The sequence below is a fragment of the Mycolicibacter senuensis genome (genome assembly GCF_002101885.1).
Taxonomy (GTDB): domain Bacteria; phylum Actinomycetota; class Actinomycetes; order Mycobacteriales; family Mycobacteriaceae; genus Mycobacterium; species Mycobacterium senuense.
The window spans coordinates 67,114-93,870 of sequence record NZ_LQPS01000046.1; the positions used below are offsets into that span (position 1 = coordinate 67,114).

Genomic DNA, 26,757 nt, shown 5'->3' on the forward strand with positions numbered 1-26,757 from the left:
GAGTATTCTACTGTAATGGTTACGGTTGGGCATCCGAAAGAAGCCGGCGTGGTCCGGGCCACCAGTGTCGAGATCGGCGAACGGGCCGCGACAGCCGCCGAGCCGCGGATGCTCATCGACGGCGAGTTGCTCCGGGCGGCCTCAGGCGCGGAGTTCGACAACATCAGCCCCGCCACCGGGCGGGTGCTGGGCGCCACCGCGGCCGCCGATGCCGCCGACATGGACCGGGCCATCGACGCGGCCCGACGCGCCTTCGACGACACCGGCTGGTCCACTGACCGCGAACTGCGTAAGCGATGCCTTCAGCAGCTGCAGTCCGCACTGGAGGCGGAAAAGGAAGAGCTGCGCACCGAGCTGATTGCCGAGGTGGGCTGCCCGGTGATGACCACCCAACTGGCACAGCTGGATTGGCCGCTAGCCGACGCGCTGCGCTATCCGGCGCGGCTGATCGACGAGTTCGAGTGGGAGCGGCCGCTCGACGGCGGGGGACTGTTCGGAGAGCGCAACATGCGCACCGTGATCAAGGAGCCGGCCGGGGTGGTGGCGGCGATCACCCCGTCCAACTTCCCGGTCGAAGTGATCCTCAACAAGCTGGGGCCGGCGCTGGCGGCAGGCAACACCGTCGTGCTCAAACCCGACCCGCACACCCCGTGGAACGCCACCCGGCTGGGGCGCCTGGTCGCCGAGCACACCGACATCCCCGCCGGCGTGCTCAATGTGGTGCCGACCGGATCCAACGAGGTGGCCGGCCTGCTCGGCACCGACCCCCGGGTCGACATGATCTCGTTCACCGGATCCACCGACGTCGGCAAGCTGCTGGCCCGCCAGAGTGCCGACACCATGAAGCGCACTTTCCTTGAACTGGGCGGGAAGTCGGCGCTGATCGTGCTCGACGACGCCGACCCGGCCAAGGTGATCCCGGGCGCGATCGGGGTGTGCGTGCATGCCGGGCAGGCATGTGCGGCCACCACCCGGATGCTGGTGCACGCCTCGCTGTTCGACGAAGTGGTCACCGCGGTCACCGCGGCGTTCGCGGCGGTGACGGTGGGGGAGCCCGCGCTGCCGCAGACCCTGGTGGGCCCGCTGATCAGCGCGCAGCAGAAGCAACGGGTGCTCGACGCGATTGCGCAAGCCCGCCGCGACGGGGCCGAGATCACCACCGGCGGCGGGGAATACACCGACCTGCCGCAGGATCTGGCGGGCGGATACTACGTTCAGCCCACGGTGATCGTCGGTGTCGACAACAGCGCAGCCATCGCCAGGCAGGAAGTGTTCGGTCCGGTACTGATCATCCTGCCGTTCGGCGACGACGACGAGGCGGTGCGAATCGCCAACGACAGCCCCTACGGGCTGGCCGGCGCGGTGGTCTCGGCATCATCGGAGCGTGCCATGGCGGTGGCCCGCCGGGTCCGCACCGGGGCGATCGGCGTCAACGGCGGAATGTACTACGGCGCCGACGCGCCCTTCGGTGGTTACAAGAGCAGCGGGTGGGGCCGGCAGTGTGGGATCGAGGGGTTCTCGCAGTACCTGGAGACCAAGACGATCGGCTACCGCAAACCGCGGGGGGTATGAGGTAGCCGCCCCGCGGTTCGGTCATCGACTGTGCGGTTTAGAGGCCAGCGTCGGCGTGGCGCGTACCAAACCGCACAGTCGGCGCTACTTCGCGGTGAACGTCACCGGCAGCGAGCGCGGCGACCGGAACGGCTGACCGTAGATGTGCGGGTTGTCGTCGGTCACCAGCGTGATGTCACCGAGCCGGTCCAGCAGGCACTCCATCGCAACGCGCATCTCCATGCGGGCCAGATGCAGCCCCATGCAGGTGTGCTCGCCGGCGGCGAACGTGATGTGGGGAATCCATTTGCGGAAGATGTCGAACTCCTCCGAACGCTCCCACCGGGTCTCGTCGCGGTTGGCCGACCCGATGCAGACATCGACGACGGCGCCAGCCGGGATCGCGACCCCGGTCACCTCGGTGTCGCGGATCGCGGTGCGCTGCACGGTGGTCAGCGGTGTCTCGTAGCGCAGCCCCTCTTCGATGGCGGCGCCGATCAGGTCGTGGTCGGCCCGCACCGCGGCGAACTGTTCGGGATGGGTGAGTAGCAAATAGAGCAGGTTGCTGGTGGCCCGGTAGGTGGTCTCCAACCCGGCCGGCAGCAGCAGTCGCAGGAACGAGTAGATCGCCTCGTCGCTGAGCTTCTCGCCGTCGATCTCTGCGGTGACCAGATCGCCGATGATGTCCTCGGTCGGATGGGACTTCCGTTTGTCCATCTCGGCCAGGAAATAGTCCTTCAACCCCGCCGACGCGGTGAACGCCCGCTCGAAGTCGACGGTGTAGCTGATCAGCTCCATCGCGCGCTGACGGAACCACGGCAGGTCCTCTTCGGGCAGCCCCAGCAGCTTGGAGATGACCCGGGTGGGGAACTCGAAGGTGAAGCCGGCCACCAGGTCGGCCGAGCCGGCGTCGATGAACTCGTCGATCAGGGTGGTGCAGATGGGCCGCACCACGTCCGGCTCCCAGTGCACCAGCGACTTCCGCTTGAACGCCGAGGAGACCAGGTTGCGATGCTTGCGGTGCGGTTCGCCCTCCATCGCCAGGATCGTCGGGCCGAGGAACAGCCCGATCGTGGCGTCGTAGATGCGTGAGTTGAACGAGTCCGCGTCCCGGAATACCTGGTTGACCGCATCGAAAGAGACGGCGGCGAACGATGTTTCGGGCCGAAGCGATGGCGGGGTCTTCGAGTAGTCCATAGCAGTTCCAGGGAAGATCCCCGGACCCCGACGCTTGCTCTCGAAGTACGGATAGGGGTTTCGGATGTAGTCAGCCGGCTTGTCGAGTGCGGCAGCGACGTCGTCAACCTGGCTTCCCACGGCCGACCTCCTGTGTGAGCAGAGTCAGATACTGTATGGCTTACAGTAAATGATTCATGGCCGTTGCGCCAGCCTCAGGCCAGGCTGATCGGCATCCGCTTGATGCCGTGCACGAAGGTGCTCTGCAGGTACTCCGGTTCGCCGAGCGTGACCTCGGGCAGTCGGGTCAGCAGCTCGTAGAACAGGTGGCGCAACTGCATCCGGGCGACGTGGGTGCCCAGACAGTAGTGGGCGCCGCCCCCGCCGAACCCCAGGTGCGGGTTGGCGGCGCGGCTGATGTCGAATTCGTGCGGCCGGTCGAAGACCATCTCGTCGCGGTTGGCCGAGCAGTAGAACAGCGCGATCTTCTCGCCGGCTTTGATCGCGGTTCCGGCGACCTCGGTGTCCACCACGGCGTGCCGGGCGAAGGCGAGCACCGGTGTCGACCAGCGCACGAATTCCTCGACCGCCGAGCCGATCCGATTGTCGAAGTCGTCCAGCAGCCAGGCGCGTTGCTCGGGGTGCTCGATCAGTGCCTTGAACGCGTGCGTGGTGGTCTGCTTGGTGGTGTCGTTGCCGGCTGAGCCGAGCAACACCATGAACGAGCCCAGTTCCTCGTCGGTGAGCCGGTGGCCGTCGACCTCGGCGTTGACCAGTTCGGTCATCAGATCATCGTGCGGCTCGGCGCGACGACGCTGCGCCAACTCGACGCCGGAGCCGGCCAATACACCCAGCTGCGTCATGACGTGCACGGCCCGCTCCTCCAACGAGGCGTACTCGTCGTCGCTGCCGCTGAACAGGCACTCGGCGGCGTAGGCGACCTTCTCCTGGTCGGCGGGGTCGATGCCGATCATGTCGGAGACGGTGCGCATCGGCAGCTGGCCCGAACAGCGTGCGACGAAGTCGATCTGCTCACCGGTGCGTAGCTGCGCGAGCAGATCGTCGACGATGCTGCGGGCATTGGATTTGATCTGCTCCTCGATCCGGCGGACCTGGCGAGGGGTGAATCCCGAGCTGATCAGCTTGCGATACCGCGTGTGCTCCGGCGGGTCCATCGCCAGGAAAAACGTCATGTTGCGCTGGATCTCGGCCGGCATCGGATCGACGCTGACCCCTTCGCTGGAGCAGAACAGCTCTTCGTGCTGGCTGATGAACTTGACGTCGGCGTGCCGGGTCGCCGCCCAGTATCCGGTCTCCTCGTGCGGGAAGACCGCCGGCATCGGCCGGTGCCAGGTCAGCCCCTGCTCGCCGCGCAGCGTCGCGAAAATCTCATCCCGGGTGCGAAAGTCGTTGCCCCAGAACGCTGGATCTGAGATGTCGAAGGGGTGGTAAGGGTACGGCGAGGTCGGTGTACCAGCCGATGAGCTCAGGGTCATGGTGTCCTCTCGAAGGGTTCAGACGGTGATGGGGGTGCCGGTGGTGATCGAGGTGATGAAGCCGCCGTCGACGGCGATGTCCTGACCGGTTATCCACCCGGCCTGCGGCGAGCCGAGGAAGTCGATCAGCGGCACGATGTCGTCGACGACGCCGTGCCGGCCGACGGTGTCGCGCACGGTATCGAGCACTTCCTTGCCCATCGACTGCTCGAAGTCGGCCAGGATCGGCGTTTCGACCGGGCCCGGGCTGACGGTGTTGATCCGCACCCCATAGGTGGCGTGCGCGGTGGCGGCCAGTCGTTTGGCGTACAGGATCATCGCCTGCTTGGAGGTGGTGTACACCGGGAACGCCGGGTCTTGGCCGGCCTGCCAGCGCAGCACCGACTCGGCATCGGTGGCCTCCAGCAGCCCGTCGAGCACGTCGATGCGCTGCTCCCAACCCAGGGCGGCCGTCGAGGCCACCGCGACCACCGCACCGCCGCGGCGCAGCCGGGGCAGCATGCCCTCGGTCATCAGGCGCATGCCGAGGTAGTTGACCGTGAGTACGTCGGCGGCCGGTGCGGTTCCGGGCACGCCGGCGACGTGGGCCAGCAGATCCCAACCGTCGCCGATCCCGCCGGTGAACTCGGCAATGGCGGCGGCATCGCGTAAGTCGCAGCAGGCCTGCTGTGACGCCGGGGTCTGCTGCGGGCGCACGTCGACGGCGAGCACGAAATCGCCGCGCCGGTGGAAGTGCGCGGCGGTGGCAGCACCGATCCCCGATCCGGCGCCGACGACCACCACCCTGCGCTGCGCGTTGAGCATCCTCACCAGCCTTCTGGTGTACCCGAAAAGACGACAGTAAGCTTGACTGTAACGAATTCGGCGCGGGTGGACAATGCTACGGTTGGCCCACCGAACAGCCCCACTGAACATCCGTCCGGGGTAGCGAAAGACGCGAACAGGAGCCGAGAATGGCCGAGACCGTCGGGTTCATCGGGGCCGGCAAGATGGGCGAGCCGATGGTGCTGCGCCTGATCGACGCCGGCTTTTCCGTGCAGGTGTACGCACGACGGCCCGAGGTGCGCGAACGCCTCGCGGCCGCCGGTGCGGTCCCGGTGGAATCGGTTGCCGCGGTCGCCGCGGAGTCCGACCTCGTCATCAGCTGCCTGTTCTCCGATGCCCAGCTGCTCGAGATCGCCACCGGTCCCGACGGGCTGCTGGCCAATGCCAAGCCCGGCACCGTGGTGGTCTCGCACACCACCGGAACGGTGAGCACCCTGACCGACCTGCTGGAGCAGTTCCCGGCTGGGCCGGTGTTGGTGGACGCACCGGTCAGCGGCGGTGCGCACGACATCGCCGCCGGAAAGCTGACGGTGCTGCTCGGTGGTCCCGAGGAGGCGGTGGCTCGTGCCCGGCCGGTGCTGGCCGCCTACGCCGACCCGATCATCACCACCGGAGGCCTGGGCACCGCGCTCAACCTCAAACTGATCAACAACGTGCTGTTCGCCTCCAACGCGCAACTCGTCGCGGCCGCCGTCGAATTGGCGAAGAACCTCGGGGTGTCCGAAACCAGCCTGTTCTCGGCGCTGGAGCACTGCAGCGGCGGCAGCCGCGCCGCCGGATACGTGCAGTCGGCCGGGGGCGTGGCGAGCTTCGGTAAAGTCGTCGCGCCCTTTATGCGCAAAGACGTGGCAGCGTGCATCGAGGCCGCCGCCGACCGCGGTGTCGAGCTGGGGCAGCTGCGCACCGTGGCCGAAACCGGGCCACTGGATCTGTCGTGACCGAGCCGGCGGCCGGCGACATCGCCGACCTGCAGAACCTGCTGGAGACGCAGCGGCAGTCGTTCGTCGCCGACGGGCCGCCCGATGTGGCCGTCCGGCACAATCGCATCGACCGGCTGCTGGCCCTGGTACTCGATAACACCGACGCCTTCGTCGACGCGATGGCCGCGGATTTCGGGACCCGGTCGCGGTCGGCGTCGCTGTCGACCGAGCTGATCGGCATGATCCCGGTGATCGAGCACACCAGATCCCATGTCAAGCAATGGATGCGAGCCGGAAAGCTGATGCGCGCCGCCCGGTTGGCCGGACTGCGGGCCGAGGTGCAGCCCAGCCCGCTCGGCGTGGTCGGGGTCATCGGCCCGTGGAATTTCCCGCTGCAGCTGGTGGTGCTGCCGGCGGCGGCGGCGTTCGCGGCGGGCAACCGGGTGATGCTCAAGATGTCCGAAATCACCTCGCGTACAGCAGAGCTGATGAAGGAGCTGGCGCCGAGATACTTCCCGGCCGACGAACTTGCCGTCGTCACCGGTGGTGCAGACGTCGCGGCCGCGTTCGCGGGCCTGCCGTTCGACCACCTGTTCTTCACCGGATCGCCGTCGGTGGGTGCGCTGGTGCAGCGCGCCGCGGCGGACAACCTGGTCCCGGTGACCTTGGAGTTGGGCGGCAAGAACCCCGTCGTGGTGGCCCCCGGCGCCGACCTCAGTCGATCGGCGGCCCGCATCGCCTCGGCGCGCATGGTCAACGGCGGCCAGGTCTGCGTCTGCCCGGACTATGTGCTGGTGCCGGAGAACAAGATTGACGCATTCGTCGATGTCGCCCGGCAGACGCTGCGGGAGATGTTCCCGACGATCCTGGCCAACGGCGACTACTGCTCAGCTGTCAACGAGGCCAACTACGACCGGGTGCTGGGCCTGATCGACGACGCACGCGAACGCGGTGCCAGGGTGGAGACCATCGCGCCGGACGGGGAGGCGCTGCCGGATCGCGCCTCCCGCAAGATCGCCCCCACCATCGTGCGTGATGTCGATGACACGATGCGCATCGCCGAGGAGGAGATTTTTGGCCCGGTGTTGATGGTGCAGGGATACGGCACCGTCGATGAGGCGATCGATGAGATCAATGCGCGTCCGGCCCCGCTGGTCGCCTATTGGTACGGCCCCGACGACGACGGCTTCCGGGATTTCGTGCGGCGCACCCGAAGTGGGGGCGTGGCCCGCAATGATTTCGCCGCACAGATGATTCCCTCCGATGCTCCCTTCGGGGGCGTGGGGCGCAGCGGGATGGGCGCCTACCACGGCAAGGCCGGCTTCGACGCCTTCAGCCACTACCGCACCGTCGTCGGCTCCGATCTGCCCTTCAGCCTGACCGGATCCGCCGCGCCGCCGTTCAAACCGGGGATGCGGTTCTATGCCGACATGATGTTGCGCCGGGCGCGTAACCGGACTCAGCGGCGGCTGGCCAAGCGCGGCTAACTCTAACCCTGCTCGGCTTGCTCGCGCGCCCACCGATAGTCGGCTTTGCCGGCCGGGCTGCGCACGATCTCCGAGCGGAAGACGATGGCCTTGGGCAGCTTGTAGCGGGCCAGCGAACCGCCGGCGTGCTCGATCAGCTCGGTGTCGGTAGCGGAGGCGCCGTCGGCGAGGGCGACCACGGCCACCACCTCCTGCCCCCAGCGTTCGCTGGGCCGGCCGGCCACCACCACGTCGACCACCGCCGGATGTGAGGCGATCGCGGTCTCGACCTCCTCGGCGAAGATCTTCTCCCCGCCGGAGTTGATCGTCACCGAATCGCGGCCCAGCAGCTCGACCGAGCCGTCGGGCAGATGCCGTGCCCGGTCACCGGGAACGGCGTAACGCACCCCGTCGATCACCGGGAACGTCGCCGCAGTCTTGGCGGCATCACCCTTGTAGCCCAACGGCACATAGCCGCGCTGCCCGAGCCAGCCCAGGCCGTCGTGGCCGGGTTCCAGTACGGCGGACAGATCTTCGGTCACCACGCAGGTGTCCGGCCCGGCGCCGAAGGTACCGGTCGAGACTGCGCCCGATGTCGACATATGGCGCATCTGGGCGCCGGTCTCCGAGGAGCCGACCCCGTCGATGACCATCGCCCCCGGCAGTGCCTCGACGATCTGCTGCTTGACGTACGGGGTCAACAGCGCGCCGCCGTTGGCCACCACCATCAGCGACGACACGTCGGCTTCGCCCCGCTGGATCGCCGCGATCAGCGGCCGGGCCATCGCGTCACCGACCACGGTCACCGACAGCACCTTCTCCCGCTCGATGGTGCGCACCACGTCGTCGGCGTCGAAATGGTCGACCACCGACGGGAAGACCAGGGTCTGGCCGGTGTTGATGGCCGTCATCACCGCCCACTGCGCGGCGCCGTGGATCAGCGGCGGCAGGATCATCAGCTTGATGCCGGGGTTCTCGCGAGCCGGCCCCACGATGTCGTCGATGGAGCTGACCTCTTCGGCCGTCATCAAGTTGCGGCCGCCGAACGAGCCCATGAAAATGTCGTGCTGTCGCCACAGCACGCCCTTGGGCATCCCGGTGGTGCCACCGGTGTAGAGCACGTACAGGTCGTCGGCGCAGGGCTGCACCGGCGGCGGTTGCGGCGAGCTGTCGGCCAGCACCGTCTCGTAATCCACGGCGCCGTCGAGCAGGGCGTTGCCGGAGTCGTCGGCGATCTGGATCAGCACCCGCAGCTGGGGCAGATCTGGGAGCACCTCGGCCAGGGTCGGGGCGAACGCGGCGTGATACACCAGTGCGGTGGCGCCGGAATCAGCCAGTAGGTAAGCCAATTCGTTGCGCACGTAGCGGTAGTTGACGTTGAACGGCGCCACCCTGGCACGGAAGCTGCCCAGCAGGGTCTCGATGAACTCGTTGCCGTTGTAGGCGTAGATCCCAAGCAGGTCCTGGCCGGTCTCGTGTCCGAGCAGGTCTGATCGCGGCGTGTGGCAGCCCAGCCCGCGCGAGTGCAGATAGGACGCCAAGCGGTTGGATCGCTCGACTATCTGTGCGTAGCTGAACCGCCGATCGCCCTGGATCACCAGGTCGCGGTCGGGAATGGCCTCGGCCACCGCGTCCAGGACGGCTGGAACGGTGAATTGGGTCAAGGTCGCCACGTGTGTATCAGCTCCTCGGTGGTGGTGATCGTCGCCAGCAGCGACAGCGTGTTCTTGATCATCGCAGCCCCGTACTCGGCGGGAACACCGGCCACCGCATCGCGGGGCAGCACCACCCGATAGGCGGCGTTGACCGCGTCCATCACCAGGTTCGGGATGGCCACATTCAACGAGACCCCGGCCACCACGATCGTCGTCACCCCCAGGTTGCGCAGTACCGCATCCAGGTCGGTCCCGCCCATCGGCCCCACCCCGTGGCAGCGGCTCAGCACCAGATCCGTTGGCTCCGGACCGAACTCGGACAGCAGTGTGGCACCGGGGCTGCCCGGATCGATGCTGACAGCGTCGCGGCCGGCGGCGAACAGGCGCGCGTTGTGGTTGGAGCCACGACCGTCCGGCCGCCGGTGCACCAGGCAGTGCACCACCGGCACCCGGGCGGCCCGAGCCGCCGGCAGCAGCCGGGCGATGTTCGGACACGCTTCGCGGCGCGCCTCCTCGGCGAGTACCGGCAGGCCGGCGTCGGGGCCGACGACCGCGCCCTGAAGTTCCTGGGTGACCAGCGCGGTGTGCCCGGGTGCTACCAGATCCGCCAGCGTGCCGGTCATGTCAAAGCGGCATCCACGGATTCCGGTGCCACATCGTAGAACTGGGTCGCCCACTTCCGCAGCGTCATAAACGGTTTCGCATCCGCCTTGGCCAGCGCCGGGCGCTCGATGTAGCGCTGGTAGCGCCAGATGCCCAGATCGTCTTCGACGGTGGTCAAGAACTGCTTCTCGACGCGCTCACGGATGTCATCCGGCGGGGCTTGCGAGTCGTCGCCGGGTATCCGCGGCCACCAGATCGAATAGAACAGATCCGAGCGGCCCTCGTCGACCGGTGTACAGGTGAAGATCAGCCGGTGCTGCTGGACCCCTTCGAAAATGCTGATCGCTCCGCCGAGGCCGAACAGATGCGAGTGGAACCGCAGCGCCATCTGATCGGGGTCGTCGCTGTTGACGTCGGGAAAGCCGGCGATGAAGTGCCATTCCCGGTCGGCCATCTGCCACTCCAGCACCCTGGGCGTCACGGTGGCGTGGTGCACATACTGGAAATGTGAGCTGTCAGCGGCGTTTTCGGCGACGATCTGCGGATGAACCGGCTCGCCCTCCAGGCGCCGGGAGAACTCCGGGTAGGCCCGGTAGTAGTCCTGGGGGCCGGCGGTGAACTGGGGGAACTTGCCGAAGATGTCCGGCATCTCCCACTGCGGCTCGAGGCCGTCGGGGTGGTGCCACAGGAAGACGCAGCCGTGCTGCTCCATGACCGGGTAAACGCCAAGACGCAGCGCCTTGTTGGGCCGGTCCGGCTGATACGGGATGAATTTGTTGCACCCGTCGGGCCCCCACTGCCAGCCGTGGAACGGGCACTCGACCCGGTCGGCGACCACCTTGCCGCCGTGGCCGAGGTGGGCGCCGAGGTGTTTGCAGTGCGCCTCCATCACGTGCAGCTCGCCGGACTCGCCCCGGTAGGCGACCATGTCCTCGCCGAAGTAGTGCAGCGCACGGGTCTTGCCGACCTCGAATTCGGGTGACCAGCCGACCATGAACCAACCGGTGACTTTCCAGGTAAACGGAACTTTCATCGGGTGTCCTCCCAGCAGTCCAGACTTTATACGGAGTACCGTACCGTAAACCTATCGGTAGCGGAACCACGTCATCGTCGGCAGGGCTTCGATCGCCCGATCTGCGTCAGGGCTTCTCGCGCTCGGTTTAGAAGAATTCGGCAGTTCCGGTCCGGAAACCGCGCACGATACTGTAACTATTACGGTACCCGCGGAGGCGCTGATGGGAGGCTGTCACACCATGGCCCAGACCGTTGCCGCCGCCGACACGTCGCATTCGGGCGAGCCGAAGCGTTTCGAGGCGGTGGTCATCGGCGCCGGGTTCTCCGGGCTCTACGCGCTGCACAACCTGCGCGAACTCGGGATCCACACCCGGGTCCTGGAGACGGCTCCCGCAGTCGGCGGGACCTGGCTGGTCAACAGATACCCGGGTGCGCGCTGCGACATCGAGAGCATCGAGTACTCCTACAGTTTCTCCGAGGAGATCCAGCAGGAGTGGGTCTGGACCGAAACCATGCCGGCCCAACCGGAGATCGAGGCATACCTGAACTTCGTCGCCGACCGGCTGGACCTGCGCCGCGATATCGCGTTCAACACGAAGGTCATTGCGATGAGCTTCGACGACGACGCCGGGGAGTGGACCCTGACCACTGAGGCGGGGGAGTGTTTCGTCGCGCCGTTCGTGGTCGCGGCATCCGGAATCCTGTCGGTGCCGTTGGAACCCGATATCGCCGGGATGGACGGGTTCGGAAGTACCTCGCTGTACACCAGCCGCTGGCCGACCGGCGGGTTCGACCTGAGCGGTAAAAGCGTGGGCGTCGTCGGCACCGGATCCACTGGCGTTCAGCTGATCCCGGTCGTCGCCCGAGAAGCCGGCCAGCTCTACGTCTTCCAGCGCTCGCCCGCTTACACCCTGCCCTGGCAGGTCCGCCCGTTCGCCCCCGGCGAATTGGATGCGCTCAAGGCCGACTACGCCCAGATCCGCGCCGCCCAGCGCGAGCACCCGGTCGGTGCCGCGCGGCTGTCGGCCTTCTCGGTGCTGCTGGACATGCTGGGCCGGCCACCGGTGACGTCGGCCTCACGCGACGAGCAGCTCCGGGCGATCGAAGAGCACGGGGTGATGGGCGCGTTGAACTGGGGAGACATCTTCTTCGACATCGAAGCCAACCGGATAGCCGCGCAACTGTACGGCGAAGCGGTTGCCCGCATCGTGCGCGACCCGGCGACGGCGGCCGCGCTGGTGCCCAGCCACCCGTTCGCCTGTAAGCGACCGATCATCGATCAGGGCTACTACGAGACGTTCAACCGCGACAACGTGACGCTGGTCGATCTTCGGGCCGAGCCGATCACCACCGTGACGCCGACCGGGATACGCACCGAGCGGGGTCATTACGACCTCGACGTGATCATCTACGCCACCGGTTTCGACGCCATGACCGGTGCGCTCAGCCGTATCGACGTGCGCGGCCGCGACGACGTGTTGCTCCGCGACGTCTGGGCGGACGAGGGGCCGGTGTCCTACCTGGGACTGCAGGTCGCCGGGTTCCCGAATCTGTTCACCGTCCAAGGCCCCGGTAGCCCCAGCGCGGCGACCAATTTCGTGGCCGCGCTGGAGCAACACGTGGAGTGGATCGGTGACTGCATCGCCTACCTGCGGGCCAACGGCCACCGCACCATCGAGGCGTTGCCGACCGCCCAAGCCGAGTGGATCGAACACACCACGTCGTTGGTCGCGCCGACCGTGCTGGTTCACCCGAGCTGCAATTCCTGGTACAACGGCGGCAACGTCCCCGGCAAGAAGCGGATGTATATGGGTTACACCGGCGGGATCCCGGAATACCGCCGCCGCTGCGACGAGATCGCCGCCGGCGGCTACACCGGGTTCAAACTGGGATGACGCCGATGGGGTCGACGCAGCGCGTACCACGGATCATCCAGGGGCTGGGCGGGGTGCTACCCCGGTCGGTCCGCGCGTTGCGGGGCTCATCGGACTGGGCGGCATCCTCACCACGCGGGATGCGCCAGCTGGGAGAGGTGCTGCTCGACGAGCTGACGCTGACCGGTATGACACTGCTGGCTCCGACCCCGGTGCTGGCGCGACCGCTGTCGGCGTGCGGCTCGGCGGCCGAAGAGCTGGCAGGCCTGGGAATCGACGCCGCCCACACGGCTCCGAACCCGTTGCGGCTGGCGGGAAGTCGCCGACGGCGACTGGTCGGCCTCGCCGTCGACCAGCTGAGCTTCCGGCACGATCCCCAGCTGCCCCCGTCGTTGGCGGAGTTCGACGGCCCGGCGACCGCGGCCGTCGTGGTGTGCCGCCACCGCGGCGGTCCGCGCCCGTGGCTCATCTGGGTGCACGGAGCCGGTCAGGGCAACTGGTCGGATCTGCTGGTGGCGCGCGTGCAGCGGCTGCACCGCCTGGGTTTCAACATCGCGCTGCCGGTCCAGCCCGGCCACGGCGTGCGTCGTCGCGCCTGGCCGGCCTACCCCGGCCATGATCCGCTGGCCAACATCGCCGGGATGATGCGCGCGATCTCCGAAGTCCGTGCGGTGGTGCGGTGGGTGACGCCGCAGGCGACCGCCGTGACGGTGGCCGGCGTGTCGTTGGGCAGTCCGGTCGCCGGGCTGGTGTCGCACCTGGAGTCCGGCGTTGACGCCGTTGCCGTCTACACTCCGATCGCCGGGCTCAACTCGATGATCGGGCACCATCTGTGGCGGTGGGGACCGGCGGGGCTCTCCGTCGCCGACGCGTTGCGCTCCGAGACTGCCGTGGCGTTGATGTCGGTGGTCGATCTGTTGGCCACGAATCCGACACCGGCCGCCGATCGCCGGTTGATCGTGGCCGCGCGCCACGACCAGATGGCATATCCCGAACCCGCGGTGGCCCTGCACGATCGGTGGGGCGGGAAGCTGTTCTGGCACGACGGCGGGCACGCCGGACATATCCTGTCGCGGCGAGTGCAGGCGGAGACCGAACGGTTCCTGTCGCAGATCGGCGGTAGCCGATGACGGTGTTGACGATTCCCTCCGGCATCGACGCCGTGACACCGCGATGGCTGACCGCGGCGCTGCGCTCGTGCGACACCGTTTCGGACACCGCGGTCGTCACCGATGTTCGTGCCGAGCGGATCGCCGAGGACACCGGCTTCTCGTCGTTGTTGTACCGGCTGCAGATCACCGGAACAGCGGGGCTGCCACCGAGTCTGATCGTCAAGCTGCCCGCGCAGTCCGAGGCCAGGGGAGCCATGGACATGCTGGGCGGCTACCAACGCGAAGTGTCCTTCTACCAATCGGTGGCAGGCAGGGCGCCGCTGCTGACGCCCCGGGTCTACACCGCGCTGATCGCCGGCGCGGATCTCGTGCTGGTGCTGGAGGACCTGGCGGACTGGGTCAATGCCGACCATCTCGCCGGACTGTCGATGCGACAAGCCCGAGCGGCGATCGGGCAGTTGGCCGGCTTGCACGCCTGGTCGGTCACCGCCGCCGACGCCGATGCGCTTGAGACCTTTCCCAGCCTCGACACGCCGGTGGTTCGTGAGCTGCTGGTCGCCGCCTTCGGCATCGGATGGCAGATCTACCGCGACAAGTCCGCGGCCGCGGTGCCCGGCCTGGTGGCACGATACGCCGAGCGGTTCACCGAATTCGCCCCGCAGGCATTGGCGGCCTTGACCGAACGCCGGATGCTGCTGCACGGAGATATCCGGGCCGACAACATGTTCTTCGACGGCGATGTGCTGAAGGTCGTCGATTTCCAGTTCGCCTCGCTGGGCTGCGGTGCCGCCGACCTCGGATATCTGGTCAGCCAGGGGCTGCCGGTGCAGACCCGCCGCGGCCACGACGAAGAACTGGTGCGCGACTACCTGGCCGGGCTCGCCGCGCACGGCGTCACCGACTACGGCTTCGACGAGGCGTGGCGGCACTACCGGATGGCCGTCGCGTATCTGCTGTTGTTTCCCGTCCTCGCCCTGATCGGCTGGGACACCATGCCGCAACGCTCCCGCGATCTGTGTTTGACGCTGACCGACCGGGCGGTGGCGACGATCGACGACATCGATGCGATCGGAGTGTTTGCGTGAGCAGCAGGATCCGCAGTGCCCGTGAGGTGGTGGAGCTGTACAACCTGGTGGTGTGGAATGAGCGCGATTTCGCACTCGCCGACGAATTGATCGGTGACGTCGTGGTGCGACACGAGGTGGGCGAAGCGCACACGCTGACCCATGACCAGGCGGTTGCGCGGGTGGTGGATCACTGGCAGCTGTTCGACAAGCTGCGCTTCGAACTCAACCTCGTCGTCGCCGGCGACGACGGTGAACATGTCGCCATCGTCTACCAATCGCCGATGACCCTGACCGATGGGACCGAACTGACCGTCAGCAGTATGGAGGTGTTCCGCGTGGTCGACGGGAAGATCACCGAGGTGTGGAACTGCGGCTACAAGCAAGGGGTTTGGGCATGACCGAGCGGGTACTCGACGAACTGGGCTACTACCTGCTGGCCGGGGCGGGAGGGGAGGGCCCGGCCGCGCTGATGGACGAGGCCCGCCGTGGCGAGGAGCTCGGGTTCGGGACCGCGTTCATCTCTGAGCGCTGGAATGTCAAGGAGGCGTCATCGCTGGTCGGTGCGGCCTGCGCGGTCACCAGTCGGATGCAGATCGCCACCGCGGCAACCAATCACAACACTCGCCACCCGTTGATCACCGGGTCCTGGGCGACCACCATGCACCGGTTGTCCGGTGGGCGATTCACCCTCGGGCTCGGCCGCGGCGTGGCGGCCATGTATGCCGCGTTCGGCATCCCGGCCGTCACCACCGCGCAGCTGGAGGACTTCGCGCAGGTGATGCGCCGGCTGTGGCACGGCGAGGTGATCTTCAACCACGACGGGCCGATCGGGCGCTACCAGGTGCTGTTCTTGGACCCCGACTTCGACGAGGACATCAGGCTGGCCTTGGTGGCGTTCGGCCCCGACACGCTGGCGCTGGGCGGCCGGCTGTTCGACGATGTCATTCTGCACACCTACTTCACTCCGGAAACCTTGCAGCGCAGCGTGAAAACGGTCAAAGAGGCCGCCGAGCGGGCTGGCCGCGATCCGGACGCGGTACGGGTGTGGTCGTGTTTCGCCACCGTCGGCGATCACCTGCCCGAGGAACTGCGGCTGAAGAAGACCGTTGGCCGGCTGGCCACTTACCTGCAGGGCTACGGCGATCTGATGGTGCGCACCAACAACTGGGATCCCGCCGTGCTGCAACGCTTCCGGGAGGACGCGGTGGTGACCTCGATCCACGGCGGTATCGACCACAAGGCGACCGCCGAGCAGATCGAGCACATCGCGACGCTGATCCCCGATGAATGGCTGGAACCGGCGGCCACCGGCTCGGCGCGGCAGTGCGCCGACCGTATCCGGGCGGAGTTCGGCTACGGCGCCGACGCGGTGATCATGCACGGCGCCACGCCCGACGAGTTGGAGCCGGTGGTCGCCGCCTACCGCGGCATCATGCGCTGAGCCGTCCCCGCATTCTGCGCGAGCGTGCGTAAACCCGGTGATCTGCTCGGTGTGTCGAGCGGGGACACGCTCGCTCGCGGAAGATAGGGCCTCAGTCGAGGCCGCCGCGGATGGCGTCGAACGCCTCGCCCAGGGCCTGCGTCAGCGCCAACTCTTCGTCGCCCAGCCAGTGTTCGTAGGCGCTCAGCGCAACGCCGAGCATCATCCACGCGACCGTCTGCGGCCGCAGATCGGTCGGTGCCACCCCGGCCCGGCGCGCCACGAACTCGGCGATGACACTGCGCCAGCCCGCGTACATCGTCATCGAGTGGGCCTGCAACTCATCGGTCTGCAGGATCACCCGCATCCGGCGGCGATGCCGCGCGGTCTCGCCTTCGTCGAAGGTGTTGAACGCCAACAGCGCCGCGCGCAGCGCGTCACCGAGCGGTGCGTGCGGCTCGATACCGTCCAGCAGCTCGCGCAGCTGTTGCAGATGCGCGTCGAAGTCCCCCCAGGGGATGGCGTTCTTCGAGGAGTAGTACCGAAACAGCGTGCGGCGGGCGATCCCGGCGGCCTGCGCGACATCGTCGACGCTGACCTCACTGAAGCCCCGGGTGGCGAACAGGTCGATGGCCACATGGGTGATGTTCTCCCGCGTGGTCGAGCGGCGACGGCCGACCCTCGCCTGCACCTGCGACTCGGTCCCGGCCACTTTTCTCCCGACCCACTTCCATATCGGCACTCGATGCCATATTCTGTCCGGGATTGTGACCGATCCGACAGTGCGCTGTCGACCCCATCGCGAAGAAAGGCCCGGCCCATGGACGCCCAGCAGCAGACCGAAGCCAGCACCGACACCGACCTCGTCGTCGAGAACCTGGTCGAGGAAGTGTCCATCGACGGGATGTGCGGGGTCTACTGACCGTGACCGCCGCCGCCGGGGCGGCGCGCGCCACCGACACCTTCGACCCGGACCGCGGCTGGTGCCTGCATCCGCAGGTGTCGGTTCGGCCCGAGACTTTCGGCGCGCTGCTGTATCACTTCGGGACGCGCAAGCTGTCGTTCCTGAAGAACCTCACCATGGTCACGCTGGTCACCTCGCTGGCCGAGCACCCCGACGCGCGGTCGGCGTGCCGCGCCGCCGGCATCGATCCCAGCGCGGAGGCGGCGTACCTGCGTGCCCTGGGCGTCCTGGCGGCGTCCGACATCCTGATCCCCGCGGACCCGAAGGAGACACCGTGACCGCTCCAGCCGTAGCCCCGAGCCTGGTCGAGCACTTCGAGCACGGCCTGGAATCGCCGATCTGCCTGACCTGGGAGCTCACCTACGCCTGCAATCTGGCCTGCGTGCACTGCCTGTCGGCGTCCGGGCGGCGCGACCCGCGTGAGCTGTCCACGCAGCAGTGCAAGGACATCATCGACGAGCTGGAACGCATGCAGGTGTTCTACGTCAACATCGGCGGCGGCGAACCCACGGTGCGAGACGACTTCTGGGAACTGGTGGACTACGCCACCGCCCACCACGTCGGGGTGAAGTTCTCCACCAACGGCCTGCGGATCACCGCGGAGGTGGCGGCCAGGCTGGCGGCCAGCGACTACGTCGACGTCCAGATCTCGCTGGACGGCGCCACCGCCGAGGTCAACGACCCGATTCGCGGCAACGGCTCCTTCGACATGGCGATCCGCGCGCTGGAGAACCTGTCTGCGGCCGGCTTCGCCGACACCAAGATCTCCGTCGTGGCGACCCGCCACAACATCGACCAGCTCGACGACTTCGCCGCGCTGGCAGCGCGATACGGCGCCACGCTACGAATCACCCGGCTGCGCCCGTCCGGTCGCGGCGTCGACGTCTGGGACGACCTGCACCCCGCCGCCGAGCAACAGCGCCAGCTGTACGACTGGCTGGTCGCCAAGGGCGATGGGGTGCTGACCGGCGACTCCTTCTTCCACCTGGCGCCACTCGGTGAGTCCGGTGCGCTGGCCGGCCTGAACATGTGCGGAGCCGGACGGGTGGTCTGCCTGATCGACCCGGTCGGCGACGTCTACGCCTGCCCCTTTGCCATCCACGACGAGTTCCTGGCCGGAAACGTGTTGACCGACGGCGGGTTCGATCAGGTGTGGAAGCACTCCAAGCTGTTCAACGAGCTGCGCAGCCCCACGGCGGGCGGCGCCTGTGCCAGCTGCCCGCTGTATGACACCTGCCGGGGCGGCTGCATGGCCGCCAAGTTCTTCACCGGCCTTCCGATGGACGGACCCGACCCCGAGTGCGTGCGTGGGTTCGGCGAGCAGGCGCTGGCCGGCGAACGGCAGAAGCCGCGGCCGAGCAGCGACCACTCGCGCGGAAAGCGCAGCAGCACAAGGCAATCCTTGACCCTGCTCACCCCGACGAAGCCGCCCAAACGGCTGTGCGATGAAAGTCCTATCTGACCCATGGCTCGTGATATCTGGTTCGAAACCGTCGCCATCGCCCAGGAACGTGCGCGCAAACGCCTCCCGAAGTCCGCGTACTCGTCGCTGATCTCGGCCAGCGAGAAGGGCGTCACCGTCTCCGACAACGTCGAGGCGTTCAGCGAGCTGGGTTTCGCCCCGCACGTGGTCGGCGCGTGCGAGAAGCGTGATCTGTCGACCACCGTTATGGGCCAGGAACTTTCGTTTCCGGTAATGATCTCGCCGACGGGTGTGCAGGCGGTCGACCCGGACGGCGAGGTCGCCGTCGCACGGGCGGCCGCCGCGCGCGGCACCGCGATGGGCCTGTCGTCGTTCGCCAGCAAGCCGATGGAAGAGGTCATCGCCGCCAACCCCAAGACCTTCTTTCAGATCTACTGGCTCGGGGGCCGCGATGCGATCGCCGAACGCGTCGAGCGCGCCCGGGCCGCCGGTGCGGTGGGCCTGATCGCCACCACCGATTGGTCCTTCTCGCACGGCCGGGACTGGGGAAGCCCCAAGATCCCGGAGCAGATGGACCTCAAGACCATGATCAAGATGATGCCCGAGGCGCTGGGCCGGCCGCGGTGGTTTTTGCAGTGGGCCAAGACCCTGCGCCCGCCGAGCCTGCGGGTGCCCAACCAGGGCCGACGCGGCGAACCGGGCCCGCCGTTCTTCCAGGCCTACGGCGAGTGGATGGGAACACCGCCGCCGACCTGGGAGGACATCGCCTGGCTGCGCGAACTCTGGGGCGGACCCTTCATGCTCAAGGGGGTCATGCGGGTCGACGATGCGAAAAAGGCTGTGGACGCCGGGGTTTCGGCGATCTCGGTGTCGAACCACGGTGGTAACAACCTGGACGGCACGCCGGCGGCGATCCGGGCGCTGCCCGCTGTCGCCGAGGCGGTCGGCGACCAGATCGACGTTTTGCTGGACGGCGGCATCCGCCGGGGCAGCGACGTCGTCAAGGCACTGGCCCTGGGCGCCCGAGCGGTGATGATCGGCCGCGCCTACCTGTGGGGGCTGGCCGCAGCCGGACAGCCCGGGGTGGAGAACGTCCTCGACATCCTGCGCGGCGGGGTCGACTCGGCCCTGATGGGCCTCGGGCGGGCCTCCGTGCACGATCTGTCAGCGGACGACATCGTGATCCCGCCCGGTTTCGCCCGCGCGCTCGGCGTGCCCTCCGACGGAGGCCGGTAGCCCGCTCAGACCGTCCACCTGCGAACTCGAGACCGGACCCGTGGTGCTGCCGTGGCGGACGGGACGGGCGTGATGGTCGCCGGTCGCCCCGGAAAGCCGACGGCCAGAAATTTCTTTGCGTTCCTCGTCAACACCTGGTGTACGGCAGATGAATTCGCTTACCATCGTCCGATGGCGGTTCGTGGCGAGCTCGGTAGTTCCACCTGGGACGAGCTGCAGAGCCGGCTAGAGCGCCAGCCGCCGGGGCAGTCGTTGACCCTGCTGGTCCCGGTCGGATCGACCGAACAGCACGGTCCGCACCTGCCGCTGGACACCGACACCCGGATCGCCCAGGCACTCGCCCGGGCGGTGGCCGGGCGACTGGGCAGAACCGGCAAGGGACGCGACGCGCACGGCTGGTCGGTGGCGCCCGCGGTGGCCTACGGCGCCAGTGGGGAGCACCAGAGCTTTGCCGGAACCATCTCGATCGGCACCGAGGTGCTCAGTCAAGTGTTGCTGGAGTACGGCCGGTCGGCCTGCTGCTGGGCGCAGCGGGTGGTCTTCGTCAACGGCCACGGCGGCAACGTGCCCGCGCTGGCCGAGGCGGTAGGCCGGTTGCGCGTCGAAGCGCGCGACGTCGCCTGGCTGCCGTGTGCCACCGCAGCGGTCGATGCGCACGCGGGTCACACCGAAACCTCTCTGCTGCTGTATCTTTCGCCCGATGACGTGAGATTTGAGCAGGCACGGCCGGGCAACAGTGCCCCGTTGGCGCAGCTGCTGCCGGTGATGCGGCGCGGCGGTGTCGCCGCAGTGAGTGCGGTCGGAGTGCTCGGTGACCCGACGACCGCCACCGCCGCCGAGGGGCAACGACTGTTCGCCGGGATGGTGGACAGCGGTGTGGCGGCGATCCACGCCTGGGCTCCCGGGCCGGACGGGATGCTGCGATGACCCCGGCCCGACTACCTGACGGTTTCGCGGTGCAGGTCGATCGGAAGGTGCGGGTGCTGGGCCGCGGGTCGACGCTGTTGGGCGGCTCGCCCACCCGGCTGCTGCGGCTGGCGCCTGCCGCCCAGGGGATGCTGTCCGACGGTCGCCTGGAAGTGCGCGACGCCGTCAGCGCCCAGCTGGCCCGCACCCTGCTCGACGCCACGGTGGCCCACCCGCGGCCGGCGGGCGGGCCGTCGCATCGTGACGTGACTGTCGTTATTCCGGTGCGGGACAACGTCGTCGGCCTCAACCGGTTGATCGTGTCGCTGCGTGGGCTGCGCGTGGTCGTGGTGGATGACGGGTCGCAGGTCCCGGTACGCGCGGAAGACCTGGCAGCGGCGCATTGCTGCGAGGTCGAGGTGCTGCGCCACCCGGCGGCCAGGGGGCCCGCGGCCGCGCGCAATACCGGGCTGCGCGCCTGCACGACGGATTTCGTGGCGTTCCTGGACTCCGACGTGGTGCCGCGCCGGGGGTGGCTGGAAGCGCTGCTCGGACACTTCTGTGATCCCACCGTGGCGCTGGTCGCCCCCCGGATCGTCGGTATGGCCGCTCACGACCACCTGGTGGCGCGGTACGAGGCGATCCGTTCGTCACTGGACCTCGGCGGGTGCGAGGCCCCCGTGGTCCCGTACGGCAAAGTCGCCTATGTTCCCAGCGCGGCGATCATCTGTCGCTGCTCGACGCTGCGTGAGCTCGGCGGTTTCGACGAGGCGCTGCGCTCCGGTGAGGACGTCGACCTGTGCTGGCGGCTGGTGGACGCCGGCAGCCGGCTGCGCTACGAGCCGATCGCGCTGGTGGCCCACGATCATCGGGTTGCGCTGCGGGATTGGGTTGCGCGCAAAGCCTTTTACGGCGGATCGGCGGCACCGTTGTCCGCGCGTCACCCGGACAAGACGGCCCCGATGGTGATCTCCGGCTGGGCGCTGGCGGGTTGGGCACTGATGGCGCTCGGGTCGGCACTGGGCTACCTGGTGTCCGCGGCGATCACGGCGCTGACCGGCCATCGGGTCGCCAGGTCGATGCGCGGAGCCGACACCGCGCCCGCCGATGTGCTGGCGGTGACGCTGCGCGGCCTGGCGGCGGCCGGGCTGCAGATCGCCTCGGCGCTGTGCCGGCACTACTGGCCTATAGCGCTGCTGGCCGCGTGCGTGTCGCAGCGCTGCCGACGAGTGGTGCTGCTGGCGGCGGTCAGCGACGGAATAGTGGACTGGCTGCGGCACGCACGCTGCGACGGCGACGACACCCGCCCGCTGGGGCTGCCCGCCTACCTGCTGCTCAAGCGGGTCGACGATCTGGCGTACGGGGCCGGTCTGTGGGGCGGGGTGCTGCGGGAGCGCAACCTCGCCGCACTCAAGCCACAGCTGCGCAGCTAGGGCACCTTGACGGCTCCGGTGGTGCACAGCGATGTGCTCGTGGTGGGCGCCGGTAGCGCAGGGTCGATTGTGGCAGAACAGCTCTCGGCGGACCCAGCGTGTACGGTGACGGTGCTGGAGTCCGGGGTCGGGTTGTCCGATCCGGTGCTGGCGGCCAAGGTGGCCGACGCCACGCTGTTGCCGATCGACAGCGCCAGCCCGTTGGTGCGACGCTACGTCGCGGAGTTGACCGGCCACCCGGGTGCGGCGATGACGATAGTGCGCGGCGCGACCGTCGGCGGCTCCGGCGCGGTCAACGGTGGCTACTTCTGCCGGGGGCTGCCCGCTGACTTCGACAGCGATCTACCCGGCTGGTCGTGGCCCGAGGTGCTGGAATCCTTTCGTGCCATCGAGACCGACCTGGACTTCGGCGGTGATCAGCACGGCGACCGCGGTCCGATACCCGTTCGGCGTACCCGTGAAATGTGCCAGGGCACAGCGCGATTCATTGACGCTGCGGAGCGAGCAGGTTTCGGCTGGGTCGCGGACCTCAACGACGCAACTGCCCCGACCCGGCCCGGAGTGGGCGCGGTGCCACTCAATGTCGTCGACGGGGTCCGCACCGGCCCGGGGGCGGCTTACCTGCTCCCGGCATTGCCGCGGACCAACCTGACGCTGCTCACCAGGGTGGCGGCGTTGGGCGTCGACATCGTGGGAGAGCGGGCCGTGTCGGTTCGCGCGTTGGGCCCGGACGGTCCACTGCGGCTGGCGGCGGACCGAATCATCTTGTGTGCCGGCGCGATAGGGTCGGCGCATCTGTTGATGCTGTCCGGTGTCGGCGAGGAGGCGATGCTGCGGCACGTCGGCGTCGCGGTGCGATCGGTGCTGCCGGTCGGGGCGAGCTGTGCCGACCACCCGGAATGGCTGGTGACGCCGGACTGGCCGGGAACGCCGGGGCGTCCGCCGCTGGAGGCGGTGCTGTATCACGATGACCTCGAAATTCGGCCCTACACCACCGGTTTCGCCGACATGGTCGGCGAGGAAGCGCCCGGGGAGCCGCCGCGCGTCGGCGTGGCATTGATGTCCCCGCGGTCCCGGGGGCGTCTGACACTGGTATCGGCGGATCCACGGGTTCCGCCCCGTATCGAACTCCGCTACGACAGCGAACCCGACGACGTGGCGGCGCTCAGGTCCGGAGTAGAGCTCGTCGGGGCGATGCTGGGCGTGCAATCCGACGTCGCCACGCCGCACTGGTCGACGTCCCAACACCTGTGCGGCAGTGCCCCGATGTGCCCGGCCGACGACGCGGTCGCGGTGCTCGATGCGCAGTGCCGAGTGCGCGGCATCGAGGGGCTGTGGGTGATCGACGGCTCGGCGCTACCGCGGGTGCCCGGACGCGGGCCGCACGCGACGATCGCGATGCTGGCGCATCGGGCGGCGGGGCTGATTCGCGGTCAGGGCCGCAGTCGGTAGCGGATGGGCAGGTGCTTGACGCCCCCGACGAATGTCGTTGAGATCAGCTGCGGCTCACCGGTCAACTCGATGGCGTCGAGCCGGGGGATGAGTTCACGGAAGAAGCTGTCGATCTCCATTCGGGCCAGCGCGGACGCCACGCAGAAGTGCACGCCGTATCCGAACGACAGGTGCTTGTTCGGGTCCCGGCCGACGTCGAAGGCGAACGGGTTGTCGAAGACCTCCTCGTCGTGGTTGGCCGAGACATAGGACAGATACACCGATTCGCCCTTGGCGATCGGCACGCCGCGCACCTCGGTGTCGGCGGTCGCGGTGCGCATGAACTCCTTGACCGGGGTCACCCACCGGATGATCTCCTCCACCGCGGTGGGCATCAGGCTGAGGTCTGCGCGCAGCCGCTCGCGCTGTTCGGGATGTTCGATGAGCGCGCGCAGTCCGCCGCCGATCGCAGCGCTGGTGGTGTCGTGGCCGGCGGTGGCGATGATGACGTAGTAGGAGACGGTGTCGAGATCCGACAGCGGCTCGCCGTCGATGCGGGCGTTGGCGATGGTCGACGCGAGGTCATCGGTGGGGTTCTCCCGGCGGTCGGCGGTCAGCGCGTTGAAGTAGGCGAAGAAGTCCAGCAGCACCGGCAGCTGTTCCTCCGGTGTGATGCCGCGCCGGTACTCGTCGTCGTCGCCGCCGAACAACTCCTGGGTCAGCCGGAGCATGCGGCCGAAATCCGATTCCGGCAGGCCCAGCAGCGACATGATCACGTACAGCGGGTAATTCAACGCGATGTCGGGAACGAAGTCGCATTCCGGGCCGATCCGCAGCATCTCGTCGACGTAGCGTTTGGCGAGTTCGTCGATGCGGGCCTTCATCGCCCGCATCGCCTTGGGCCGGAACCAGTCGGAGACGATGCTGCGCATCTTGTGGTGGTGCGGGTCGTCCATGTGGATCAGCGTGCGCAGTCCCATTCCGGAATCCAACAGCGAGCGCTGCAGATCGTCGGCCTCGGCAGGGGCGAGCACCGGACGCGGTTCGTTGATCCACAGCTCGTTGTCGCGTTCGATGTCCATGATGTCGGCGTGCCGGGTGATCGCCCAGAACGGCCGGTAGGGGCGGTGGTCGACCAGCGACACCGGCGCGTTCGCCCGGAGATGAGTCAGTGCTGCGTGCAGCCGCGGTTCGTCGGCATAGGCGGTCGGGTCGGTGAACACCCGGGCGGCCTGATCGATTATCGGTGCGCTCATCGCGGCTCCTTGCCCCATTTTCTTGACACGTGTCAGCTTCGTTCCAGTGTCGGCGATAGCCACTCGTCGTGCCGGTGCTTTGCCGGTATTGGGCCGGGTTTGATTCGGCGGTCCAGCTTCGGCTCTCCTGCGTCGAGCCTGGCTAACCGCCGATTAGGCTCATCGGTCATGTCGACCGGGTCTTGTCGCCGCCGCGGAACGCTGGCCGGCGCCGTCGTGCTGGCGCTGCTCGCCGGGCTGCTCGCCGGGTGCGGGCGATCCGACGGCGCGGCGCTGCAACCGGGCTTCGGGCCACGGGCAGTCGCACTCAACGCCGACGTGGTGCGAAGCTCTGCCGGACTGTTGCGGGGCACCGTCGGCCCGGATCATCGGCTTTTCCAAGGGATCCCGTACGCCGCAGCGCCGGTCGGGCCGCTGCGTTGGCAGCCGCCGGCGCCGATGCCGGCGTGGCAGGGCGTGCGCGACGCGGTCAAACGCGGGCCGTGGTGCATCCAGCCGGATGCCGCCGAGGTGGACCCGACCAGCGAGGACTGCCTGACACTCAACGTGTGGACGCCGACCGGTTCGGCGGCCGAGCCGCTGCCGGTCATGGTGTGGATCCACGGCGGCAGCTTCATGCGGGGCGCCGGGGACATCTACCACGCACAGCGGCTGGCGGTCCGCGGCCGGATCGTCGTGGTCACCATCAACTACCGGCTGGGCGCGCTGGGCTTCCTGGCCGACCCCGCATTGGGGGAGGCCGGCAACTATGGGCTGGCCGACCAGCAGGCCGCGCTGCGCTGGGTTCGCGACAACGTCGGTGCCTTCGGCGGCGACCCGGCCAAGGTGACGATCGCCGGCGAGTCGGCCGGCGGCATGTCGGTCTGCGATCACCTGGTCGCACCGGAGTCGGCCGGACTGTTCCGGGCCGCGATCATCCAGAGCGGACCGTGCCAGGCGCAAGTCGAGGTCGCCGACGCGCGGCGGATCAGTCGCGACTACACCGAATCGATCGGGTGCGCCGGCCGAAAGGAGGCCGCTGCCGACGATTCGGACGTGGCCGCCTGCCTGCGCGGGCTGCCGGCCGACCGGCTGACCAAACCCCTGTGGCACGCCCGGTTCGGCACCGACCAGCTCAGCGGACCGGTCGTCGGGACCCCGCTGCTGCCGGCCGACCCGCTGCGGGTGTTCCGGGACGGCGCCGCGGCCCGGGTACCGGTGCTGCTGGGCGTCAACCGCGACGAGTTCACCCTGTTCGTCGCGCTGCGCTATCTGCGCGTCGGCCGGGAGATCGCCGCCACGGAGTATCTGGACGAGCTGAAGGACACCTTCGGCTCCGGTGAGGGCCCCGCGGTGGCCGAGCACTACCCGCCGGCACGATTCGGCGGCAGCACCTCGCTGGCCTACGCCGCGGCCGCCACCGACGACATCTTCGCCTGCCTGGCCGATCGGATGGCCCGCGGACTGGCCGCCGGCGCGCCGGTGTACGGCTACGAGTTCGCCGACCCGCATGCGCCGGCGCCCGAGCTCTTCGACGACCTGCCGTTCCCGATCGGCGCCACCCACTCGCTCGAGATGCGCTACCTGTTCGACATCGGCGGCGCCCCGCCACTGGATGCCGCGCAACGGCGGCTGTCCGACCAGATGATCGAGTACTGGACCGGCTTCGTGGTGACCGGCGCGCCGGTGGGGGTCGGCCAGCCCGACTGGCCTGCGGCCGCAGCCGGGTCCGACCGGCGGTGGATGTCGCTGCGACCCGACGGCAGCCGGATGATCACCGACTTCGCCGCAGCGCACCGGTGTGACTTCTGGGCAACGGTGCGGAGTTGATCTGCGCATCCACCGAACGTGCGCTCACTGCGAAAATCCGCGGCTCAAAGTCAAGCGGTTAGTGCATTTCCTCATGCTGCTTGCTTGATCAGGGCGGCTAGGCGTTGGGCCGGGGTGTCG

The 26,757-nt window shown here is 68.4% G+C and carries 24 protein-coding genes; 16 read left to right on the plus strand and 8 right to left on the minus strand.

All coding sequences use genetic code 11. From position 1 onward, the window contains the following. Positions 1–15 precede the first annotated feature (15 nt). Entirely contained in the window at positions 16–1,572 is a 1,557-nt protein-coding gene (locus tag AWC24_RS17890) for an aldehyde dehydrogenase family protein (RefSeq protein WP_085087363.1), read from the plus strand. A gap of 84 nt (positions 1,573–1,656) precedes the next feature. Here AWC24_RS17890 and AWC24_RS17895 read toward each other — a convergent pair whose 3' ends face one another. From AWC24_RS17895 to AWC24_RS17905, 3 genes are all read right to left on the minus strand, one after another. Then, complete coding sequence (locus AWC24_RS17895) at positions 1,657–2,868, minus strand: cytochrome P450 (protein WP_085087366.1); 1,212 nt, start codon at positions 2,866–2,868, stop codon at positions 1,657–1,659. A gap of 74 nt (positions 2,869–2,942) precedes the next feature. After that, entirely contained in the window at positions 2,943–4,223 is a 1,281-nt protein-coding gene (locus AWC24_RS17900) for a cytochrome P450 (protein WP_085087369.1), read from the minus strand. 18 nt (positions 4,224–4,241) lie between these two features. Then, on the minus strand, positions 4,242–5,027 hold the full coding sequence (locus AWC24_RS17905) for an SDR family oxidoreductase (protein ID WP_085087372.1): 786 nt from the start codon (positions 5,025–5,027) through the stop codon (positions 4,242–4,244). A gap of 149 nt (positions 5,028–5,176) precedes the next feature. Between AWC24_RS17905 and AWC24_RS17910 the strand changes: the two genes are divergently transcribed. Then, complete coding sequence (locus tag AWC24_RS17910; protein ID WP_085087375.1) at positions 5,177–5,986, plus strand: NAD(P)-dependent oxidoreductase; 810 nt, start codon at positions 5,177–5,179, stop codon at positions 5,984–5,986. 20 nt (positions 5,987–6,006) lie between these two features. Continuing rightward, positions 6,007–7,455, plus strand: coding sequence for a coniferyl aldehyde dehydrogenase (locus tag AWC24_RS17915; protein ID WP_234807416.1), 1,449 nt, complete (start codon positions 6,007–6,009; stop codon positions 7,453–7,455). Positions 7,456–7,457: 2 nt separating this feature from the next. Here AWC24_RS17915 and mig read toward each other — a convergent pair whose 3' ends face one another. Genes mig through AWC24_RS17930 form a run of 3 tightly spaced genes read right to left on the minus strand, consistent with a single transcriptional unit; the run spans position 7,458 to position 10,725 of the window. After that, a complete protein-coding gene (mig, locus tag AWC24_RS17920) occupies positions 7,458–9,107 on the minus strand; it encodes a medium-chain acyl-CoA ligase Mig (RefSeq protein ID WP_085087383.1) in 1,650 nt (549 codons plus the stop codon). Next, positions 9,095–9,712, minus strand: a complete 618-nt coding sequence (locus tag AWC24_RS17925) for a cysteine hydrolase family protein (RefSeq protein WP_085087386.1) — start codon at positions 9,710–9,712, stop codon at positions 9,095–9,097. The genes mig and AWC24_RS17925 overlap by 13 nt, the downstream gene beginning before the upstream one ends. Continuing rightward, the gene (locus AWC24_RS17930) at positions 9,709–10,725 is read right to left on the minus strand and encodes an aromatic ring-hydroxylating oxygenase subunit alpha (protein ID WP_085087389.1); all 1,017 of its coding nucleotides are present in this window, start codon (positions 10,723–10,725) and stop codon (positions 9,709–9,711) included. The genes AWC24_RS17925 and AWC24_RS17930 overlap by 4 nt, the downstream gene beginning before the upstream one ends. A 220-nt stretch (positions 10,726–10,945) precedes the next feature. On the opposite strand from AWC24_RS17930, the gene AWC24_RS17935 reads away from it, so the two are divergent. From AWC24_RS17935 to AWC24_RS17955, 5 genes are read left to right on the plus strand one after another with little or no spacing between them, the layout of a single operon-like run. Next, positions 10,946–12,601, plus strand: coding sequence for a flavin-containing monooxygenase (locus AWC24_RS17935; protein ID WP_085087391.1), 1,656 nt, complete (start codon positions 10,946–10,948; stop codon positions 12,599–12,601). A 5-nt stretch (positions 12,602–12,606) separates the two neighbouring features. Continuing rightward, positions 12,607–13,710: an alpha/beta hydrolase gene (locus tag AWC24_RS17940; protein WP_085087448.1), complete on the plus strand. Its 1,104-nt coding sequence runs from the start codon at positions 12,607–12,609 to the stop codon at positions 13,708–13,710. After that, the gene (locus tag AWC24_RS17945) at positions 13,707–14,777 is read left to right on the plus strand and encodes a phosphotransferase (protein WP_174813698.1); all 1,071 of its coding nucleotides are present in this window, start codon (positions 13,707–13,709) and stop codon (positions 14,775–14,777) included. The genes AWC24_RS17940 and AWC24_RS17945 overlap by 4 nt, the downstream gene beginning before the upstream one ends. Beyond that, the gene (locus AWC24_RS17950) at positions 14,774–15,157 is read left to right on the plus strand and encodes a nuclear transport factor 2 family protein (protein ID WP_174813699.1); all 384 of its coding nucleotides are present in this window, start codon (positions 14,774–14,776) and stop codon (positions 15,155–15,157) included. Before AWC24_RS17945 ends, AWC24_RS17950 begins: the two co-directional genes overlap by 4 nt. Then, a complete protein-coding gene (locus tag AWC24_RS17955; RefSeq protein ID WP_174813700.1) occupies positions 15,154–16,200 on the plus strand; it encodes a TIGR03857 family LLM class F420-dependent oxidoreductase in 1,047 nt (348 codons plus the stop codon). Before AWC24_RS17950 ends, AWC24_RS17955 begins: the two co-directional genes overlap by 4 nt. Before the next feature lie 91 nt (positions 16,201–16,291). On the opposite strand, the gene mftR is transcribed toward AWC24_RS17955, so the two are convergent. Further along, positions 16,292–16,891: a mycofactocin system transcriptional regulator MftR gene (mftR, locus tag AWC24_RS17960; RefSeq protein WP_085087398.1), complete on the minus strand. Its 600-nt coding sequence runs from the start codon at positions 16,889–16,891 to the stop codon at positions 16,292–16,294. Between the two features lie 108 nt (positions 16,892–16,999). Between mftR and mftA the strand changes: the two genes are divergently transcribed. The 7 genes from mftA (at position 17,000) to mftG (ending at position 23,593) form a co-directional block, all read left to right on the plus strand. Further along, positions 17,000–17,101, plus strand: coding sequence for a mycofactocin precursor MftA (gene mftA / locus AWC24_RS17965; protein ID WP_041318669.1), 102 nt, complete (start codon positions 17,000–17,002; stop codon positions 17,099–17,101). Positions 17,102–17,103: 2 nt separating this feature from the next. After that, positions 17,104–17,421 (plus strand): mycofactocin biosynthesis chaperone MftB, encoded by a 318-nt coding sequence (mftB, locus tag AWC24_RS17970; RefSeq protein ID WP_085087402.1) that lies wholly within the window; start codon positions 17,104–17,106, stop codon positions 17,419–17,421. Continuing rightward, positions 17,418–18,605 (plus strand): mycofactocin radical SAM maturase, encoded by a 1,188-nt coding sequence (gene mftC / locus AWC24_RS17975; RefSeq protein WP_085087405.1) that lies wholly within the window; start codon positions 17,418–17,420, stop codon positions 18,603–18,605. The genes mftB and mftC overlap by 4 nt, the downstream gene beginning before the upstream one ends. 3 nt (positions 18,606–18,608) lie before the next feature. Then, a complete protein-coding gene (gene mftD, locus AWC24_RS17980) occupies positions 18,609–19,802 on the plus strand; it encodes a pre-mycofactocin synthase MftD (protein WP_085087407.1) in 1,194 nt (397 codons plus the stop codon). Between the two features lie 171 nt (positions 19,803–19,973). Continuing rightward, complete coding sequence (mftE, locus tag AWC24_RS17985; RefSeq protein ID WP_085087410.1) at positions 19,974–20,729, plus strand: mycofactocin biosynthesis peptidyl-dipeptidase MftE; 756 nt, start codon at positions 19,974–19,976, stop codon at positions 20,727–20,729. After that, entirely contained in the window at positions 20,726–22,141 is a 1,416-nt protein-coding gene (gene mftF, locus AWC24_RS17990) for a mycofactocin biosynthesis glycosyltransferase MftF (protein WP_085087413.1), read from the plus strand. Before mftE ends, mftF begins: the two co-directional genes overlap by 4 nt. Positions 22,142–22,147: 6 nt before the next feature. Further along, complete coding sequence (gene mftG / locus AWC24_RS17995) at positions 22,148–23,593, plus strand: mycofactocin dehydrogenase MftG (RefSeq protein ID WP_085087416.1); 1,446 nt, start codon at positions 22,148–22,150, stop codon at positions 23,591–23,593. On the opposite strand, the gene AWC24_RS18000 is transcribed toward mftG, so the two are convergent. After that, a complete protein-coding gene (locus AWC24_RS18000) occupies positions 23,575–24,828 on the minus strand; it encodes a cytochrome P450 (protein ID WP_085087419.1) in 1,254 nt (417 codons plus the stop codon). The genes mftG and AWC24_RS18000 overlap by 19 nt on opposite strands. A gap of 168 nt (positions 24,829–24,996) precedes the next feature. Here AWC24_RS18000 and AWC24_RS18005 point away from each other — a divergent pair, with 168 nt between their 5' ends. Further along, the gene (locus tag AWC24_RS18005; protein WP_085087422.1) at positions 24,997–26,637 is read left to right on the plus strand and encodes a carboxylesterase/lipase family protein; all 1,641 of its coding nucleotides are present in this window, start codon (positions 24,997–24,999) and stop codon (positions 26,635–26,637) included. Positions 26,638–26,757: the final 120 nt, after the last annotated feature.

What these genes read in the sequence shown, in the direction of transcription:
- AWC24_RS18005 (WP_085087422.1), top strand. Translation starts at nt 24,997, where the DNA reads ATGTCGACCGGGTCTTGTCGCCGCCGCGGAACGCTGGCCGGCGCCGTC.
- AWC24_RS17935 (WP_085087391.1), top strand. Translation starts at nt 10,946, where the DNA reads ATGGCCCAGACCGTTGCCGCCGCCGACACGTCGCATTCGGGCGAGCCG.
- mftD (WP_085087407.1), top strand. Translation starts at nt 18,609, where the DNA reads ATGGCTCGTGATATCTGGTTCGAAACCGTCGCCATCGCCCAGGAACGT.
- AWC24_RS17945 (WP_174813698.1), top strand. Translation starts at nt 13,707, where the DNA reads ATGACGGTGTTGACGATTCCCTCCGGCATCGACGCCGTGACACCGCGA.
- AWC24_RS17925 (WP_085087386.1), bottom strand. Translation starts at nt 9,712, where the DNA reads ATGACCGGCACGCTGGCGGATCTGGTAGCACCCGGGCACACCGCGCTG.
- AWC24_RS17890 (WP_085087363.1), top strand. Translation starts at nt 16, where the DNA reads ATGGTTACGGTTGGGCATCCGAAAGAAGCCGGCGTGGTCCGGGCCACC.
- AWC24_RS17910 (WP_085087375.1), top strand. Translation starts at nt 5,177, where the DNA reads ATGGCCGAGACCGTCGGGTTCATCGGGGCCGGCAAGATGGGCGAGCCG.
- AWC24_RS17955 (WP_174813700.1), top strand. Translation starts at nt 15,154, where the DNA reads ATGACCGAGCGGGTACTCGACGAACTGGGCTACTACCTGCTGGCCGGG.
- mftE (WP_085087410.1), top strand. Translation starts at nt 19,974, where the DNA reads ATGGCGGTTCGTGGCGAGCTCGGTAGTTCCACCTGGGACGAGCTGCAG.
- AWC24_RS18000 (WP_085087419.1), bottom strand. Translation starts at nt 24,828, where the DNA reads ATGAGCGCACCGATAATCGATCAGGCCGCCCGGGTGTTCACCGACCCG.
- mftF (WP_085087413.1), top strand. Translation starts at nt 20,726, where the DNA reads ATGACCCCGGCCCGACTACCTGACGGTTTCGCGGTGCAGGTCGATCGG.
- AWC24_RS17940 (WP_085087448.1), top strand. Translation starts at nt 12,607, where the DNA reads ATGGGGTCGACGCAGCGCGTACCACGGATCATCCAGGGGCTGGGCGGG.
- mftA (WP_041318669.1), top strand. Translation starts at nt 17,000, where the DNA reads ATGGACGCCCAGCAGCAGACCGAAGCCAGCACCGACACCGACCTCGTC.
- AWC24_RS17905 (WP_085087372.1), bottom strand. Translation starts at nt 5,027, where the DNA reads ATGCTCAACGCGCAGCGCAGGGTGGTGGTCGTCGGCGCCGGATCGGGG.
- AWC24_RS17900 (WP_085087369.1), bottom strand. Translation starts at nt 4,223, where the DNA reads ATGACCCTGAGCTCATCGGCTGGTACACCGACCTCGCCGTACCCTTAC.
- AWC24_RS17930 (WP_085087389.1), bottom strand. Translation starts at nt 10,725, where the DNA reads ATGAAAGTTCCGTTTACCTGGAAAGTCACCGGTTGGTTCATGGTCGGC.